At 61.4% G+C, this 17,433-nt stretch carries 14 protein-coding genes; 4 read left to right on the forward strand and 10 right to left on the reverse strand.

Translation table 11 applies throughout. The features are described 5' to 3' along the window. The first annotated feature begins 77 nt into the window (after positions 1-77). The gene (locus KW062_RS26845) at positions 78-1,007 is read left to right on the forward strand and encodes a LysR family transcriptional regulator (RefSeq protein WP_027617142.1); all 930 of its coding nucleotides are present in this window, start codon (positions 78-80) and stop codon (positions 1,005-1,007) included. Positions 1,008-1,245: 238 nt separating this feature from the next. On the opposite strand, the gene KW062_RS26850 is transcribed toward KW062_RS26845, so the two are convergent. The 10 genes from KW062_RS26850 to bioB all read right to left on the reverse strand — a co-directional run bounded on the left by KW062_RS26850 (position 1,246) and on the right by bioB (position 13,698). Next, the gene (locus KW062_RS26850) at positions 1,246-3,024 is read right to left on the reverse strand and encodes an acyl-CoA dehydrogenase C-terminal domain-containing protein (protein ID WP_027617141.1); all 1,779 of its coding nucleotides are present in this window, start codon (positions 3,022-3,024) and stop codon (positions 1,246-1,248) included. 214 nt (positions 3,025-3,238) lie between these two features. After that, a complete protein-coding gene (locus KW062_RS26855; protein ID WP_027617140.1) occupies positions 3,239-5,035 on the reverse strand; it encodes an acyl-CoA dehydrogenase C-terminal domain-containing protein in 1,797 nt (598 codons plus the stop codon). A 90-nt stretch (positions 5,036-5,125) separates the two neighbouring features. Continuing rightward, a complete protein-coding gene (locus KW062_RS26860; protein ID WP_105755175.1) occupies positions 5,126-6,415 on the reverse strand; it encodes a GGDEF domain-containing protein in 1,290 nt (429 codons plus the stop codon). A gap of 209 nt (positions 6,416-6,624) precedes the next feature. Further along, complete coding sequence (locus tag KW062_RS26865; RefSeq protein ID WP_105755176.1) at positions 6,625-8,430, reverse strand: phenylacyl-CoA dehydrogenase; 1,806 nt, start codon at positions 8,428-8,430, stop codon at positions 6,625-6,627. Between the two features lie 273 nt (positions 8,431-8,703). Continuing rightward, positions 8,704-9,000, reverse strand: coding sequence for a hypothetical protein (locus tag KW062_RS26870; protein WP_027617137.1), 297 nt, complete (start codon positions 8,998-9,000; stop codon positions 8,704-8,706). Positions 9,001-9,101: 101 nt separating this feature from the next. Then, complete coding sequence (bioD, locus tag KW062_RS26875) at positions 9,102-9,782, reverse strand: dethiobiotin synthase (RefSeq protein WP_027617136.1); 681 nt, start codon at positions 9,780-9,782, stop codon at positions 9,102-9,104. Next, a complete protein-coding gene (gene bioC, locus KW062_RS26880) occupies positions 9,779-10,591 on the reverse strand; it encodes a malonyl-ACP O-methyltransferase BioC (RefSeq protein ID WP_105755177.1) in 813 nt (270 codons plus the stop codon). Before bioC ends, bioD begins: the two co-directional genes overlap by 4 nt. After that, positions 10,584-11,315, reverse strand: coding sequence for an alpha/beta fold hydrolase (locus KW062_RS26885; RefSeq protein ID WP_027617134.1), 732 nt, complete (start codon positions 11,313-11,315; stop codon positions 10,584-10,586). Before KW062_RS26885 ends, bioC begins: the two co-directional genes overlap by 8 nt. Continuing rightward, positions 11,308-12,486, reverse strand: a complete 1,179-nt coding sequence (gene bioF, locus KW062_RS26890; RefSeq protein WP_027617133.1) for an 8-amino-7-oxononanoate synthase — start codon at positions 12,484-12,486, stop codon at positions 11,308-11,310. The genes KW062_RS26885 and bioF overlap by 8 nt, the downstream gene beginning before the upstream one ends. Before the next feature lie 156 nt (positions 12,487-12,642). Further along, the gene (gene bioB / locus KW062_RS26895; RefSeq protein ID WP_027617132.1) at positions 12,643-13,698 is read right to left on the reverse strand and encodes a biotin synthase BioB; all 1,056 of its coding nucleotides are present in this window, start codon (positions 13,696-13,698) and stop codon (positions 12,643-12,645) included. A 103-nt stretch (positions 13,699-13,801) separates the two neighbouring features. On the opposite strand from bioB, the gene KW062_RS26900 reads away from it, so the two are divergent. The 3 genes from KW062_RS26900 to KW062_RS26910 all read left to right on the forward strand — a co-directional run bounded on the left by KW062_RS26900 (position 13,802) and on the right by KW062_RS26910 (position 17,337). Continuing rightward, on the forward strand, positions 13,802-14,542 hold the full coding sequence (locus KW062_RS26900; RefSeq protein WP_105755178.1) for a ComF family protein: 741 nt from the start codon (positions 13,802-13,804) through the stop codon (positions 14,540-14,542). A 58-nt stretch (positions 14,543-14,600) separates the two neighbouring features. Continuing rightward, positions 14,601-15,365, forward strand: a complete 765-nt coding sequence (locus tag KW062_RS26905; protein WP_105755179.1) for a TOBE domain-containing protein — start codon at positions 14,601-14,603, stop codon at positions 15,363-15,365. 70 nt (positions 15,366-15,435) lie between these two features. Further along, on the forward strand, positions 15,436-17,337 hold the full coding sequence (locus tag KW062_RS26910; RefSeq protein WP_027617129.1) for a PhoX family protein: 1,902 nt from the start codon (positions 15,436-15,438) through the stop codon (positions 17,335-17,337). The last annotated feature ends 96 nt before the right edge of the window (positions 17,338-17,433 follow it).

The raw sequence follows: 17,433 nt of genomic DNA on the forward strand, positions 1-17,433 counted from the left end.
TGTGAATACGGTTAGACTAGGCTTCTGCAAGGCACTGAGCCATTTCGATTTCCCAGCTTTATCGATAAGAAATACTTATGGATTTTAAACAACTGCGTTATTTCGTCGCGGTGTACGAAGAAGGCCATGTCGGGCGGGCCGCCGAACGCCTGTCGATCTCCCAACCGGCGCTTTCGCAGCAGATCCGCCAACTGGAACAGAACCTCGACGTCAGCCTGTTCGAGCGCAGCAGCAAACGCCTGCTACCGACCCTGGCCGCGCACACCCTGTACAACCACGCCCTGCCCCTGCTCGACGGCTTGCAGCGGGCCCGCGAGGCGTTGGGCAACTTCAAGGGCCAAGCCCTGCGCACCCTGGCCATCGGCGTGCTGCAGACCGTGCATACCAGCCTGGTGCCGAAAATGCTCGAACGGGTGCGCACCGCGCAACCTCATCTGGTGGTGCAGATCTACGAATTGACCGGGCTGGAAATCGAAAGGCGCCTGCTCAACGGCTCGCTGGACATTGGCATCAGCTATCTGCCGCCGCGCCAGCCGGGTCTGCATGGGGTGTTGCTGTACGAAGATGAACTGACCCTGGTCATCCCCAACGACCATCCACTGCGGGAATTCAAGAAAGTCTCCATGAGTCAGGCGGCCGAACTGCCGATGCTGCTGTTGGGCGAAGAATTCCAGATCCGCCAGATCTGGCAGGGGCAACTGGCCAGCCTCGGACGCCGCCCGCAAGTGCAGGCCGAACTGAACAATATGGCGGGGATTCTCGACAGCTTGCCGCACACCCGGTTGGCAACCGTCCTACCCGGGCGTTCGCAACAGGAACACGCCAATCGGGCGCTGCTGTGGAAACCTTTGAGTGAGCCGCGAGTGCCGCTGAAGATCGGCCTGGTCTGTCGCGATGTGCAACGCCAGCAAGCGACGCTGGAGTTGTTACGCAATCTGCTGGAGGAGGTGATGCATGGCCCGGACGGGCGCTTGGCGAACCCTGGCGTGCTCGACGTACAGGGGTGAAAAACGAAGGCAACTTTTCTTGAGACCAAAGAAAACCCCGCCGAAGCGGGGCTTTGCAGACTGTTTCCCTGACATCCATTTCACTCCGCCGTCCTGGCAGAATCCTACGTGTCCGTGTTGTTGCTTTGCGCTTCCTGCGCGACGTCCATGTGAGCTAGATTAGCTTCGGATCCAATCTGCGAACAGGGGAGAACAGCAGCACGTCACGTAAGCAAATGCTTACATGCGGTTACATTCCTCAGAATTGCCCTGCATCCAGCAGGTACAACGACTCGCTACCGGCCTTGACCGAGGCGCTCAGCGAGTGAATCCGTGGTAGCAGGCGGGCAAAGTAGAAGCGTGCGGTGCCCAGTTTGCTGGCATAGAAATCGTCCTCTGTCTCCTTACCGAAAGCGGCCTTGGCCATCAGCGCCCACATGTAGGCATAAGCGACATAACCGAACACCTGCAAGTATTCGACCGAGGCCGCACCGATTTCGTTCGGGTTGTTTTTTACCCGATCCAGCAACCACGCCGTCAACTCGTCGAGAGTGTCCACTGCCGCGTTCAACGGCTGGATGAATTCGCTGAGGTCAGCATTGGCGGTTGCAGTGAAGTGACGGATTTCATCGGCAAACAACTTATAGAAAGCACCGCCGCTACCGACCACCTTGCGCCCCACCAGGTCCAGCGCCTGAATACCGTTGGTGCCTTCGTAGATCTGGGTGATACGCACGTCGCGCACCAGTTGCTCCTGGCCCCACTCGCGGATGTAGCCATGGCCGCCGAACACTTGCTGGCCGTGCACCGTGGTTTCCAGGCCGAGGTCGGTGAGGAAAGCCTTAGCCACAGGCGTCAGCAACGCCACCAGGTCCTCGGCGCGCTTGCGGGTGGCCGCGTCTTCGCTGAACTTGGCGGTGTCGAGTTGCATGGCGACATAGGTGGAGAACGCGCGACCGCCTTCGTTCGAGGCTTTCATGGTCAACAGCATGCGGCGTACGTCCGGATGGACGATGATCGGGTCGGCGACCTTGTCCTTGTTCTGCGCGCCGGTTGGCGCACGGCTTTGCAGACGATCACGGGCGTACTCGACGGCGTTCTGGTACGACCGCTCGCCCGTAGCCAGGCCCTGAATGCCGACACCCAGGCGCTCGTAGTTCATCATGGTGAACATCGCCGCCAGCCCTTTGTTCGGCTCGCCGACCAGGTAACCAACGGCTTCGTCAAAGTTCATGACACAGGTGGCGGACGCCTGGATGCCCATCTTGTGTTCAATCGAACCGCAGTTGGCCGGGTTGCGCGCACCCAGGCTGCCATCGGCGTTGACCATGAATTTCGGCACCAGGAACAGCGAAATGCCTTTCGGCCCCGCCGGCGCATCCGGCAGTTTGGCCAACACCAGGTGAATGATGTTTTCGGTCAGGTCGTGCTCACCGCCGGTGATGAAAATCTTGGTGCCGCTGACCTTGTACGAACCATCGGCCTGCGGTTCGGCCTTGGTGCGGATGATCCCCAGGTCGGTACCGGCGTGGGGCTCGGTCAGGCACATGGAGCCGGCCCAGACGCCGGCGTACATGTTCGGCAGGTAAGCGGCTTTCAGCTCTTCGCTGGCGTGGGCATTGATCGACAGGCAAGCGCCGGCGGTGAGCATCGGATACAGGCCGAATGACAGGCTGGCGGAGTTGACCATTTCCTCGACTTGGGCTGAGACCGCCTTGGGCATGCCCATGCCACCGAAGGCAGGATCACCGCCGACGCCGACCCAACCACCTTCAGCATAAGTCTGATAGGCCTGTGGGAAACCGGCCGGAGTGGTCACGGCACCGTCGCTCCAGTGGCAACCTTCTTCGTCAGCAGAACGGCTCAGCGGCGCGATACTTTTGCTGGTGACTTTGCCGGCCTCCTCGAGGATCGCCTCGACGGTTTCAGCATCGACGGTGTCGGCCAGCGCCGGGAGTTCAGCCCACAGCTTGGCGACCTCGAACACTTCATTGAGGACGAAGCGCATATCGCGCAGGGGCGCTTTGTAGTCAGCCATGGCAAACCTCGCAAGAACATGAAAAGTGAGTCCCAGGATCGGGATTCAAACAAGTCCCCGAGTGTACCCGAACAACTTTTGCGACACATAGGGTCAACTCGTGACTTGTTTGTAATTTTTAGTCATCAACAAAAAAGCCGCCGCCCGCAGCAACGACTACCAGCATAGCGGCAGGTTTACTGCAGACGGCGGCCTTGGCGATTCGCCGCTGCTTTTAGAGCGCGAACAACTCGGCCGGCAACTTCATCAGGCAATCGCTGCCCGCCTCCACGGCGGCGCGATGGGTGGCAGTGCGCGGCAGCAGACGCTTGAAGTAGAACTCACAGGTGGCCAGCTTGCCCTGGCAAAGCTCTTCATCACCCTCGCCTTCCTGCAATTGCGCCTGGGCCACCAGGGCCATGCGCAACCACAGGTAAGCCAGGACGATGTAACCGCTGTACATCAGGTAATCCAGCGCGGCAGCACCGACCTCGTCGGGATTCTTCATCGCCGCCATGCCGACCTGCGTGGTCAACTCGCCCCACTGCCGATTGAGTCCATCGAGCTGTGCCACATATGCCTTGAGTTGTGGATGCTCGGCGTTGGCTTCGCAGAATTTGTGGACAATCTTAGTAAAGCCGCGCAGCAGCTTGCCCTGGCTGCCCAGCACTTTGCGCCCCAGCAGATCCAGTGCCTGAATGCCGTTGGTGCCCTCATAGATCGGTGCAATGCGGCAGTCGCGCACAAGCTGTTCCATGCCCCACTCGCGGATAAACCCGTGGCCGCCAAACACCTGCATGCCATGGTTGGTCACCTCCAGGCCGGTCTCGGTCATGAACGCTTTGCAGATCGGCGTGAGGAACGCCAACAGGTCCTCGGCGTCCTGGCGCTGGCCGGGGTCGGCCGACAGATGCGCGGCATCGAGCAGTTGTGCGGTGAAATAGGTCAGCGCCCGATTGCCTTCGTTGAAGGCTTTCATGGTCAACAGCATGCGGCGCACATCGGGGTGGACGATGATCGGATCGGCGGCCTTTTCCGGCGCCTTGGGTCCGGTCAACGCGCGCATCTGCAGGCGCTCGTTGGCGTATTTAATCGCCCCCTGGAAGCTCGCTTCACCCAGACACAAGCCCTGCATGCCGGTGCCGAGCCGGGCGTGGTTCATCATGGTGAACATGCAATTGAGGCCCTTGTTCGCCTCGCCAATCAGGAACCCGGTGGCGCCATCGAAGTTCAGCACGCAAGTGGCCGACGCCTTGATGCCCATCTTGTGTTCAATCGAGCCACAGGACACGCCGTTACGCACTCCGGCCTCGCCCGCTGCATCGGGCAAAAACTTAGGCACGATAAACAGCGAGATGCCCTTGGTCCCGGCCGGTGCATCCGGCAACTTGGCCAGCACCAGGTGAATGATGTTGTCGCTCATGTCGTGCTCGCCGGCAGAGATGAAAATCTTGCTGCCGGAGATCGCGTAACTGCCGTCGGCCTGTGGTACCGCGCGGGTTTTGATAATGCCCAGGTCGGTGCCGCAATGGGCCTCGGTCAGGCACATGGTGCCGGTCCATTGCCCGGCCGTGAGTTTGCTCAGGTAGATGCTTTTCTGCTGCTCGGTGCCGTGAGCGTGGATCGCCGACATCGCACCGTGGGTCAGCCCCGGGTACATGCCCCAGGAGGTGTTGCTGGAGCCGACCATTTCACTGATCACCAGCCCCAGCGAACTCGGCAAGCCCTGGCCGCCATAGACCGGATCCGCCGCCAGACCGTGCCAGCCACCTTCGACATACTGGGCGAAGGCCTGCTTGAAACCCTTGGGCGTGGTCACCACGCCATTGTCGAAATGACAGCCCTCTTCGTCACCCGAGCGATTCAACGGCGCCAGCACGTTTTCGCAGAACCGCGCACCCTCCTCGAGAATCGCGCTGATCATGTCCGGGCTGGCGTCAACGGCGCCCAGCGCAGCGTAGTTGGCGTGGAAATCAAACACGTGGTCGATCAGAAAACGCATGTCACGCAGGGGAGCTTTGTACTCAGGCATGGTCATTCCTCAGTCAGCAGATCAGACCAAACTACTGCCCCGCATCACCCTGGACAATCACCGTGCAGACGCTGAATGCGTCATCATCACTCAATCCACAGCCTCGGCGCTGCGCACCGCGCCACGGCGGTTCTGACCGAAGGCCATGACACAATTTCGCCCCGCGCCCTTGGCACTGTAGAGCGCCTGGTCGGCGCTTTTCAGCACCTGGTCCGGCGTGCGCTGCTCGAGGCGTTCGGCCACGCCAATGCTGACCGTCACCGAGACCACCGAGGCGCTGGCACCGGAGCGCCGCTGGCGACCCTGCTGATCGTCCTTGGGGCGACTGTCCTGATTGCGCAGGTGCATCTGGTAGCTGGCAATCGACTCGCGGATTTCCTCCAGGTGCGGCAGGCATTCTTCGAGCGAACGCGCCGCGAACACCAGAGCAAACTCTTCCCCGCCATAACGATAGGCACGGCCGCCACCACCAATTTTCGACAGCTTGCTGGCCACCAGGCGCAGGACCTGGTCACCGACGTCGTGGCCGTGGGTGTCGTTGAATTTCTTGAAGTGATCGACGTCGCTCATGGCCAATACATAGTTACGGCCCAGGCGCTGCAAACGTTCATTCAGCGCCCGCCGTCCGGGCAAGCCGGTCAGCTCATCGCGAAACGCCATCTGATAAGCCTCATGCGCAACCGCCGCAGCGATCATCAGCATCACCTGGCTGCACATGATGTTCAGGGTGAAGGGCAGGATGAAGGTCTTGGGCAGCATCCAGAACAACCCGAGCAAGCCCACCAGTTGCGCCGCGTGCAGCGGCCGTGGATGGCGCCAGTACTGGAATGCCAGCAACAGGAAGGCGGCGATGAACGCCGGATACGACAGCTGGATCAGACTCATCCAGGCACCGTGCAGCGCCGGCCAGCGGATTTCGGCGAGCCAGCTTTGCAGCGCCTGGGGATAACTTTGCTCCAACCCCAGAGCCACACCGCCGACGGCAAACAGCACGGCGAAACGCGCCACCATGTCCTGGAACAAGTGAGTGCGCTCCTGCCACGCAGCGAAAGTGCCGTACATCAAGGGCAAGAGCAGGCAGCAGAGATGAAACACCACCGCCGCATCCACCCGCACCTGACCGAAGTCACGGTAGTAATCGGTCTGGGTGTCGAGCAGGAAGTAGGCGATATACACCGTGACCATCAGGAACAACTCCCGCTGGCGCCGATACACCGCGCAGTAGGCACCGCCGAGCAACAGCACCAGGGTCGGCAGGACATTGAACAGCGACGTAAAGAATACGTTGAGGTCCCTGACGTAAGCCGCCGCCAGCCCCGCCAGCAGTAACAGCACCGAGGGCAGAAAGTGACTGAAACGTACAGCAGAGGAACGCGGCAAAGGTAAAGCTCCGGCCCGGCAAATCGAATAGTGGCATTATGCCGTCATTCTTGGCACGACAGTACATGAAAGTGATGTCACTTTTGTTTAGCGGCCGACCGAACCCGGGATTGAAGGGTTTTACCCGCAGATCTGTATCGCGTTATTTCAGGTAAAAAAAAGCCGCTGCTCCCGAAGAAGCAGCGGCTTGTCGAAGGACTGCGTAGGGCTTAGTAACCCAGGGCGAAGTCTTCTTCTTTCATGTCCATCAGGTTGTTGGCGCCCGACAGCATGGTTGCAACGTGAGTGCGGGTCCGCGGCAGGATGCGCTGGAAGTAGAAACGCGCAGTCTGCAACTTGGCGGTGTAGAACGCCTCATCGGTGGTGCCGGCAGCCAGTTTCTCGGCAGCCAGGCGCGCCATGTCGGCCCAGAAGTAAGCCAGGCAGGCATAACCGGAGTACATCAGGTAGTCCACGGAAGCCGCGCCGACTTCTTCGCGGTCCTTCATGGCGGCCATGCCGACCTTCATGGTCAACTCACCCCACTCCTTGTTCAGTGCTGCCAGTGGTGCGACGAACTCTTTGACTGCTTCGTTGCCTTCGTTGGTCTGGCAGAACTTGTGCACGATCTTGGTGAAGCCTTTGAGGGCTTCGCCTTGAGTCATCAGCACTTTACGGCCCAGCAGGTCGAGTGCCTGGATGCCCGTGGTGCCTTCGTACAGCATGGAAATACGGCTGTCGCGAACGTTCTGCTCCATGCCCCACTCGGCGATGAAACCGTGGCCACCATAGATCTGTACGCCGTGGTTGGCCGACTCGAAGCCGACTTCGGTCATGAAGGCCTTGGCGATCGGCGTCATGAAAGCCAGCAGGGCGTCGGCTTTCTTTTTCTCTTCTTCGTCGACACCGTATTTGACGATGTCCACTTGCTTGGCGGTGAAGTACACCATGGCGCGGTTGCCTTCGGCGAATGCCTTCATGGTCAACAACATGCGGCGTACATCAGGGTGCACGATGATCGGATCAGCAGCTTTGTCTGGCGCTTTCGGGCCAGTCAGGGAGCGCATTTGCAGGCGATCGCGAGCGTACTTCAGGCCGCCCTGGAAACCGATTTCGGCGTGGGCCAGGCCTTGCAGCGCGGTGCCCAGGCGAGCGGTGTTCATGAAGGTGAACATGCAGTTCAGGCCTTTGTTCGCCGGGCCGATCAGGAAACCGGTGGCCTCGTCGAAGTTCATCACGCAGGTAGCGTTGCCGTGGATACCCATTTTGTGTTCCAGGGAACCACAGGACACCGCGTTGCGCGCACCCACGGTGCCGTCGGCGTTAGGCAGGAATTTCGGCACGATAAACAGCGAAATGCCTTTGGTGCCAGCCGGTGCATCCGGCAGGCGCGCCAGGACGATGTGGACGATGTTGTCGGCCATGTCGTGTTCACCGGCCGAGATGAAGATCTTGGTGCCGGAAACTTTGTAGGAACCGTCGGCCTGAGGTTCGGCCTTGGTGCGCAGCATGCCCAGGTCGGTGCCGCAGTGCGGTTCGGTCAGGCACATGGTGCCGGTCCATTCGCCGGACACCAGTTTGGTCAGGTAAGCCTCTTGCTGCTCTGGCGTACCGTGCTCGGAAATGGTGTTCATCGCGCCATGGGACAGGCCTGGGTACATGCCCCACGACCAGTTGGACTCGCCGACCATTTCACTGACTGCCAGACCCAGCGACTCCGGCAGGCCCTGACCGCCGTGCTCGACGTCATGCGCCAGGCTCGGCCAGCCGCCTTCTACGAATTGCTTGTAGGCTTCCTTGAAACCAGTCGGCGTCTTCACGCCCGACTCGCTCCAGGTGCAGCCTTCGGTGTCACCCACGCGGTTCAGCGGCGCCAGCACCTGCTCACAAAACTTGGCGCCTTCCTCGAGAATGGCGTTAACCATGTCCGGGGTAGCGTCCTGGCAAGCCGGAAGGCTCTGATAGTGCGCCTCGTAGCCGAGCAGCTCGTCACGAACGAAGCGAATATCACGCAAGGGGGCCTTGTAGTCAGGCATAGCGATAAACCTCTGCTGATGTAACCGGGAATGAACGACCGCGATGATTTGTTGTGACGGTCAAACAGTTGTTTGAAACATACGTTTACGCCGAAATCTTGTCAAGCGTCGATCTTTTGCCGTCTGTCATCCACTTCCTCAAATGCACGGGCACACAGCCGCGCAACCGCTGTAGATCGCGGCAGAGACTGTAGGAAAGATTAGTTGAACGCGAGGGAGACGCCCGAGCGACTGCCGGGAGAATGGCGTCGCCGGGTAGGGATCAGAAAGGAATCAAGCGTAGGTATCGATCAATGTGCCAAGCATTTCATCCGCGGCCTTGGCCACGTTGACGCCCAGTTCCACCTGCAATTTACCTTGGGCCATTTCCACGCGCTGGCTGGCGACGTCAGACTGCTGACTGCGGTCCACCCCACGCAGGCGGTCGACCTGGGCCTCCGAAGACTGGCTGCCGGCAGCCCGTTCAACGTAGGTGGTGGCGATCTGGCTGGCGGCCTGATCGACGCGGTTCTGGCCTGCGCTGATCGCGCTCAGGCCAGGGTAATAAGCCGTGCTTCCCGAAATGTCCATGGGATTACTCCATCTTGCAAACCAACCATCATTGAAGCAGAGCCGGGCGGGAAACGCCCGACAAAAACACTAATGGCACAGTGCCTTGTGATAGGCCGAAACTAGTCCAGCAAGTCCAGTTGCAAGTGTTGCGCTACCGCTTCTGCCGTCACTACCTTGAGCTTCGGCACCCGCCCCAGGCATGGCGCGGGCAGGCGCTCGGCTAGGGTGGCGAGGTTTTCTTCAAGCCGAGAAGTCTTCGCATCGATGATATTCGCCACCCAGCCCGCCAGTTGCAGGCCATCATTGGCAATCGCCTCGGCGGTCAGCAGGGCATGGCTGATGCAGCCCAGGCGCACCCCGACCACGAGGATCACCGGCAGGTCCAGAGCCATGGCCAGGTCCGACAAATTGTCCTGGCCAGCCAAGGGCACCCGCCAGCCTCCCGCGCCCTCGATCAGGGTGAAGTCGGCTTGTTTCTCGAGGATGTGCCGCATCGGCGCCTTCAGCGCCTGCACCGTCAATGCCACGCCTGCCTCGCGGGCTGCCAGGTGCGGAGCGATGGCCGGTTCGAAGGCCAACGGATTGACTTCGGCGTAGGTCAGCGGCAACGAGCATTCTGCCAGTAACGCCAAGGCATCGGCATTGCGCAGGCCTTTGGGGGTCACCTCGCAGCCGGAGGCCACCGGTTTGCCCGCCGCCGTGCTCAAGCCAGCCTGGCGTGCAGCGTGCAGCAAGCCGGCGGCGACGGTGGTTTTGCCGACATCGGTGTCGGTGCCGGTGATGAAATAGGCAGCGCTCATCGAGGTTTCTCCAGTACGGCGTAAACCACCTGATAGGTCGCGGGCAGTCCTTGCGCCTGACGAAAGTGCTCGTAGGCGCCAATCAAGCCACTGATCCGCGCCCTTCCGGTCAGTCCGCCCGGTCGCCCGGGATTGAGATTATGCGCGCCCAGGGCCTTGAGTTCATGGGTCAGGCTGCGCACATCGGGGTAGTGCAGCACATGTGGGCAACTTTGCAGGCTCAGCAGGCTGAAACTGCTGTCGGCACACAATTGCTGATAGCGACTGAACTCACGGAAACGGTTGACGTGGACCATGCCATCCACCTGACGCCAGCTGTCGCGCAATTCGTACAAGGTGCCGACACACAGGCTGGCAAAGGCCAGCACACCGCCCGGTTTGAGCACCCGATACGCCTCGTTCAGCACCGCTGCGAAATCGGCGCACCACTGCACCGCCAGGCTGGAGAACACGAGGTCGCAACTGGCGTCCTGCAGGGGCAGGCGCTCGGCATCGCCAGCAATGAAATACTGCGCGCCACCCAGCGGCCGGGCGTGATTGAGCATGCCTTCGGCGATGTCCAGCGCCAGCCCTTCTCCCAGGCTGAAGCTCTCGGCCAGTGCGCGGCTGAAGTAACCGGTGCCGCAACCCAGGTCCAACCACCGCTGCGGAGCGTGATCGGTGGGCAGGCGCCTGAGCAATTCGCTGCCAACGTCGCGCTGCAACTCGGCGACGCTGTCATAGCTGGCCGCGGCGCGGGAAAAGGACGCAGCCACCTGACGTTTGTCGGGCAGGCCACCGGGCAGTTTGGGGAAAGCCAAATCAGTCATCACCGCTCTCATGCAAAAAGGCCTGGATCGCCCCCGCCACTCCGTGGGGATCCTCCAGAAGGAACGCGTGACTGGCCTGTTCAATCAGACCAATTTCGACATCCGGAAGTAGCGCCAACAACGCGCTGGCCGCCTCGGCCGGGACCAGCCCATCGAGCCCGGCAAACAGATGCAACTGCGGCCCGCGAAAGGCCTGCAGCGCCTTACGCGTGTCCAGTTGCGCCAACAACTCCAGCCCGGCCATCAACACCGTGCCCGAGGTGCTCGGTGCGCCGCCCGACAGCAGCCGCGACAGACCGCGAGGATCTTCGGCGCCCTGGGCACACAGCAGGCTGAAGCGCTTGAGGGTGCTGCGCGGATCGGCGCTGCAGCCAGCGAGAAACTGATCGAAGGTTTCACCGGGCATCGCGGTCGGCCATTGCTCATGGGCGACAAACGCCGGATTGCTCGCCAGGGTCAGCAGGCCGCAACAGCGGTCGCCACGGCGCGCCGCCAACTCACTGGCGAGCATGCCGCCCAGCGACCAGCCACCCAGCCAGGCATCCTGTGGCACGCTGGCATCGAGTTCCTCCAGCCATTCCTCAAGATCGCTGGCGTCCAGCTCCGGCAGCGGCTCAATCTCCACTCGCAGGTGTTCGTCCAATCCCTGCAGGGCAGCCGCCAGCGGCTCCATCGGGGAGATACCGAGGCCCCAACCGGGCAACAGAATCAGTCGATCACGCATAGTCCGAGGTCGCTCCCAGTTGCTCAACACAATCGGCAAGACCTTGTAACAATAGCTCGACCTGGGCTTCGCTGTGGGCGGCGGTCAGGGTCACGCGCAAGCGCGCACTGCCGGCGGGCACGGTCGGTGGACGAATTGCCGTGACCAGCAATCCGCGTTGACGCAGCAGTTGCGAAAAAAGCATCGCCCGTCCGGCATCACCAATCATGATCGGCTGGATCGGCGTCGCACTGTCCATCAGTTGCAATCCGATCTGCTCGGCACCCCGGCGGAACTGTTTGATCAATACCTGCAGATGCTCACGCCGCCAATGCTCGCTGCGCAGCAGCTCGAGGCTCTTGAGGGTCGCGCAGGCCAGCGCCGGCGGCTGACTGGTGGTGTAGATGTAGGGCCGGGCGAACTGGATCAGACTTTCGATCAGCTCTTCACTGCCCGCGACAAACGCACCCGCCGTGCCGAACGCCTTGCCGAGGGTACCGACCAGCACCGGCACATCCTCCTGGCTCAAGCCGAAATGCTCGACAATGCCGCCGCCATTGGCACCCAAAGGACCAAAACCGTGGGCGTCGTCGACCATCAGCCACGCGCCCTTGGCCCGGGTTTCTCGGACCAGCGCTGGCAGATCGGCAATATCGCCATCCATGCTGAACACGCCATCGGTGACCACCAGGGTGTTGCCGGTGGCCTTTTCCAGGCGTTTGGCCAGGCTGTCGGCGTCGTTGTGCAGATAGCGGTTGAAACGTGCACCAGACAACAGTCCCGCGTCCAGCAGCGAGGCATGGTTGAGGCGATCCTCCAGCACCGTATCGCCCTGTCCCACCAACGCGGTGACCGCGCCGAGGTTGGCCATGTAACCGGTGGTAAACAGCAGCGCCCGCGGACGTCCGGTCAAATCGGCCAAGGCTTCTTCGAGGACGTGATGCGGGGTGCTGTGACCGATCACCAGATGCGACGCGCCGCCGCCCACGCCCCAGCGTTCGGCTCCGGCACGCCAGGCTTCGATCACCTGCGGGTGATTGGCCAGGCCCAGGTAGTCGTTGTTGCAGAAGGCCAACAAAGGCTGGCCATCGACCACTACCTGCGGCCCCTGGGGGGATTCAAGCAGTGGACGCTGGCGATAAAGATTGTCCGCGCGACGGGCAGCCAGGCGTGCGGCGAGATCGAAAGACATGCAGGCCTCGACAGTTGAATCACATGAATCAGAACGGACGCAGCCCCTGTAGGAGCGAGCCTGCTCGCGATGGCAATGGATCAGCCGACATCTTTTTTGAATGTCAGTCCGCAATCGCGAGCAGGCTCGCTCCTACAAGGGGTCGGTCAGGCCCGGTCAAACCGCAGCGTTATAAAACTGCTCGCTGCTCTTCTGCTCCACCAGCGCCTGTTCGATGGCCGCCTGGTGCACCTCGTCGGCGTGCTCTTCGCGGGCTTCGGGGAGGATGCCCAGGCGTGAGAACAGTTGCATGTCCTTGTCGGCTTGCGGGTTGGCGGTGGTCAGCAATTTGTCGCCGTAGAAAATCGAGTTGGCGCCGGCAAGGAATGCCAGGGCCTGCATCTGCTCGTTCATCGCTTCACGACCGGCCGACAACCGCACATGGGATTGCGGCATCAGGATGCGGGCCACGGCGAGCATGCGAATGAAATCGAACGGGTCGACGTCGTCCGCGTTTTCCAGCGGCGTACCGGCCACCTTCACCAACATGTTGATCGGCACCGACTCCGGATGCTCAGGCAGGTTGGCCAACTGGATCAGCAGATTGGCGCGGTCATCCAGCGACTCGCCCATGCCGAGAATCCCGCCGGAGCAGATCTTCATCCCCGAATCACGCACGTACGCCAGGGTTTGCAGGCGCTCGCTGTAGGTACGGGTGGTGATGATGCTGGTGTAGAAATCCGGCGAGGTGTCGAGGTTGTGGTTGTAGTAGTCGAGACCGGCCTTGGCCAGGGCAGCGGTCTGCTCCTGATCGAGACGGCCGAGGGTCATGCAGGTTTCCAGGCCCATGGCCTTGACGCCTTCGACCATTTTCAACACGTACGGCATGTCCTTGGCCGACGGATGCTTCCACGCCGCACCCATGCAGAAACGGGTAGAGCCAATGGCCTTGGCGCGAGCGGCCTCTTCGAGGACCTTCTGCACTTCCATCAGTTTTTCTTTTTCCAGGCCGGTGTTGTAGTGACCGGACTGCGGACAGTATTTGCAATCTTCCGGGCAGGCACCGGTCTTGATCGACAACAGGGTCGAAACCTGGACGCGGTTGGCATCGAAATGCGCGCGGTGCACCGTCTGCGCCTGGAACAACAAGTCATTGAAAGGCTGAACGAACAGCGCTTTGACTTCGGCCAAGGACCAATCGTGACGCAATTTGGCGGTGATGCTGGCGCTCATCGGTTCATTTCCTTTCTTATGCTTGATGCTTGAAACGTGTCCGGGCAACAAGACGAAACCCACAGACACAACACGGATGTTTCAGCATATTTAAGGAAGAGTCATGCACTGTCAACCTCATCACAAAGGACAGGTTTACATCTGGCTAAAAAACAATCAGCTCTGTTTGCTATGCGGCGAAGCTTCCGACACCCAACTTCCCATTTGTACGCCGTGCGAAAGCGAATTGCCTTGGCTGGGCGACGCCTGCCAAATCTGTGCCCTGCCCTTGCCGATAAATGGCCTCACCTGCGGCCAATGCCTAAAGGTCCCGCCGGCCTTTACCCAGGTCGTGGCACCCTGGACTTACGGGTTTCCCATCGACAGCCTGATCACCCGCTTCAAGCACTCCGCCAACTGGCCCTATGGCCACCTGTTGGCCGAACTTCTCGTTCAATCACTGCATTTTCGCTTCTCTGAGGATCTACCACGTCCTTGCGCGCTGATCCCCGTGCCGCTGTCACGCAAGCGCTTGCGTCGACGAGGGTTCAACCAGGCCGCGATGCTGGCTCGATGGCTCAGTGACAACCTTGAGATCGCCTGTGATGAGCAACTGGTCATTCGCACCCAGGACACCAGCGCCCAGCAGGACCTGAACGCCAAGGCCCGCCAGCACAACTTGCGCAGAGCCTTTGCCCTGCACCCGCAGGCGACGATTCGCGGGCGACACCTGGCGTTGGTCGACGACGTCCTGACCACAGGCGCCACCGCACGCACTCTGGCGCGGTTATTGATGGACGCCGGCGCCAGCCGGGTCGATGTGTATTGCCTGGCGCGCACCGCGAAACCCGGCGATCCGGCTTGACGGCGAGGCGTCGAGCGGCCAACGTCCTGTCTTATTACCCGCGCCCGTAGTCCAATTCATGTCCCTACCCAGCTTGTTGTCCCAACACATCGTCCGTCGCCCGCAACGCATAGCGCTGCTGCAGCACATTGCTGAACAGGGTTCGATCACCCGCGCCGCGAAAAGCGCCGGGCTCAGCTATAAGGCGGCGTGGGATGCCATCGATGAAATGAACAACCTGGCGCAAAAGCCACTGGTGGAGCGCAGCGTCGGCGGCAAGGGCGGCGGCGGTGCGCGACTTTCCAGTGAAGGTGAGCGAGTGCTGCGCCTGTACCAGCGCTTGCAAACCTTGCAGGCGCAAGTACTGGAAGCCGCCGAAGATGCCAGCGATCTCGACCTGCTCGGACGCCTGATGCTGCGCACCAGCGCGCGCAACCAGTTGCACGGCACCGTCGCGGGCATCGAGGCCCAAGGCCGCAACGACCTGATCACCTTGACCCTGGCCGAAGGTCTGACATTGCACGCACAAATTACCCACGACAGCACCCAGCGCCTGGACCTGCAAACCGGCACCGAAGTGGTGGCGCTGATCAAGGCCGGCTGGCTGGAGTTGCTGCCCCTCGACCAAGCGCCAACCCCGGGCTACAACCACTTGACCGGGACGCTTGAACAAATCCTCGACGCAGACGATGGCCCCAGCGAAGTGCGCATCAGCCTGGCTAACGGCCAGACCCTCTGCGCGCTGGCCGAGCCCATGTACCTGCGCACCAAGGGTCTTTTGCCCGGCCAACCGGTGCAGGTGCAATTCTCGCCGTCCAATGTGCTGATCGGCACGCCGCTCTAAGCGGCCGACTGAAACAATTACGTCATGATTCGACATTAAGGTGACTGCCAAAACCAGCAGGGAGCCTGATGTGAGCCTATTAGAAGAAAACCAAGCCACCGACCTCGAACAGATCGTTGGCCTCAGCCGCCGCGGCTTTATCAGTGCCGGCGCACTCAGTGCAGCGGCCTTGTTCCTGGGCGGCAACCTGCTCAGTCGCAGCGTATTGGCTGCCAGCGTCAGCGCCGCTTCGAGCAAACTGCTCGGCTTTGAAAGCATTGCCGCCGCCACCAGCGACACCCTCAGCCTGCCGACCGGCTACACCGCCTCGGTGCTGATCAGCTGGGGCCAGCCCCTGCAGAAAGACGGCCCTGCGTTCGACCCTTCGGGCAACGGCACGGCGCTGCAGCAGGAAGTCCAGTTCGGCGACAACAATGACGGCATGAGCCTGTTCCCGTTTCCCGGTGACGACAACCGTGCGCTGATGGCCATCAACAACGAATACACCAACTACCGCTACCTCTACCCCCATGGCGGCATGCCGCAGTCGGCGGAAGAAGTGCACAAGGCCCAGGCGTGCGAAGGGGTGTCAGTGATCGAAGTGCAGCGCAAGGACGGCCAGTGGCACTTCGTCCAGGGCTCGCGCTACAACCGCCGCATCCACGGCAATGCGCCGATCCGCGTCGGTGGTCCGGCCGCCGGTCACGCGTTGCTCAAGACCGCTGCCGACCCCAAGGGTGAACGGGTACTGGGCACGTTCCAGAACTGCGCCAACGGCAAGACCCCGTGGGGCACTTATCTGACGTGCGAAGAGAATTTCACCGACTGTTTCGGCAGCAGCAACCCGGAGCAGAAGTTCGACGCCGCGCAAAAACGCTACGGCGTGGTGGCCGCCAGCAAGGAAATCAACTGGCACCCTCACGACCCGCGCTTTGACATGGCAAAGAACCCCAACGAACTCAACCGCCATGGCTGGGTGGTGGAAATCGATCCGTTCGACCCGCAATCGACGCCGGTCAAGCGCACCGCCCTGGGCCGTTTCAAGCACGAAAACGCCGCCCTTGCCGAAACCCATGACGGCCGCGCCGTGGTCTACATGGGCGACGACGAACGCGGTGAGTTCATCTACAAGTTCGTCAGCCGCGACAAGATCGACCACAAGAACCCCAAGGCCAATCACAATCTGCTCGACCACGGCACCCTGTACGTCGCCCGCTTCGACGCTGGCGACAGCAACCCTGATCGCCCCAAGGGCCAGGGCCAGTGGATCGAGTTGAGCCATGGCAAAAACGGCATCGACGCCAGCAGCGGTTTCGCCGACCAGGCCGAAGTGCTGATTCATGCGCGACTGGCGGCCACTGTGGTCGGCGCCACGCGCATGGACCGCCCGGAATGGATTGTTGTCAGCCCTACCGATGGCCAGGTCTATTGCACCCTGACCAACAACGTCAAACGTGGCGAAGACGGGCAGCCGGTGGGCGGCCCCAACCCACGGGAGAAGAACGTCTACGGGCAGATTCTGCGCTGGCACACCGCTGGCGACGATCATGCATCCATGACCTTCGCCTGGGACCTGTTCGTGGTCGCCGGCAACCCGACGGTGCATGCGGGCACGGCCAAGGCGGGCTCCGCGAACATCACTCCGCAGAATATGTTCAACAGTCCTGATGGCCTGGGTTTCGACAAGGCCGGGCGCCTGTGGATCCTCACTGATGGCGACTCCAGCAACAGCGGCGACTTCGCCGGCATGGGCAACAACCAGATGCTCTGCGCCGACCCGGCCAGCGGTGAAATCCGCCGTTTCATGGTCGGTCCGGTCGGCTGTGAAGTGACCGGGATCAGCTTCTCTCCTGACCAGAAAACCCTGTTCGTCGGGATTCAGCATCCTGGTGAAAACGGCGGCTCGACCTTCCCCGAGCATTTGCCCAATGGCAAGCCGCGCTCGTCGGTGATGGCGATTCGGCGTGAAGATGGCGGGATCGTCGGCGCCTGATCGCGCCATAATCGTCGGAACGCCGCCCGGGGCTTGCCCACGATGGCCTAGGCACTGATATCGCAAGGTTCAAGGCCGCCATCGCGAGCAGGCCGC

It is taken from the genome of Pseudomonas fluorescens, from assembly GCF_019212185.1.
In the GTDB taxonomy this organism is placed as follows: domain Bacteria; phylum Pseudomonadota; class Gammaproteobacteria; order Pseudomonadales; family Pseudomonadaceae; genus Aquipseudomonas.

Coding starts and splice junctions, on each gene's coding strand:
- bioB (WP_027617132.1), bottom strand. CDS start 13,698: ATGAGCGCCAGCATCACCGCCAAATTGCGTCACGATTGGTCCTTGGCC.
- KW062_RS26885 (WP_027617134.1), bottom strand. CDS start 11,315: ATGCGTGATCGACTGATTCTGTTGCCCGGTTGGGGCCTCGGTATCTCC.
- KW062_RS26900 (WP_105755178.1), top strand. CDS start 13,802: ATGCACTGTCAACCTCATCACAAAGGACAGGTTTACATCTGGCTAAAA.
- bioC (WP_105755177.1), bottom strand. CDS start 10,591: ATGACTGATTTGGCTTTCCCCAAACTGCCCGGTGGCCTGCCCGACAAA.
- KW062_RS26855 (WP_027617140.1), bottom strand. CDS start 5,035: ATGCCTGAGTACAAAGCTCCCCTGCGTGACATGCGTTTTCTGATCGAC.
- KW062_RS26905 (WP_105755179.1), top strand. CDS start 14,601: ATGTCCCTACCCAGCTTGTTGTCCCAACACATCGTCCGTCGCCCGCAA.
- bioF (WP_027617133.1), bottom strand. CDS start 12,486: ATGTCTTTCGATCTCGCCGCACGCCTGGCTGCCCGTCGCGCGGACAAT.
- KW062_RS26850 (WP_027617141.1), bottom strand. CDS start 3,024: ATGGCTGACTACAAAGCGCCCCTGCGCGATATGCGCTTCGTCCTCAAT.
- KW062_RS26845 (WP_027617142.1), top strand. CDS start 78: ATGGATTTTAAACAACTGCGTTATTTCGTCGCGGTGTACGAAGAAGGC.
- KW062_RS26865 (WP_105755176.1), bottom strand. CDS start 8,430: ATGCCTGACTACAAGGCCCCCTTGCGTGATATTCGCTTCGTTCGTGAC.
- bioD (WP_027617136.1), bottom strand. CDS start 9,782: ATGAGCGCTGCCTATTTCATCACCGGCACCGACACCGATGTCGGCAAA.
- KW062_RS26870 (WP_027617137.1), bottom strand. CDS start 9,000: ATGGACATTTCGGGAAGCACGGCTTATTACCCTGGCCTGAGCGCGATC.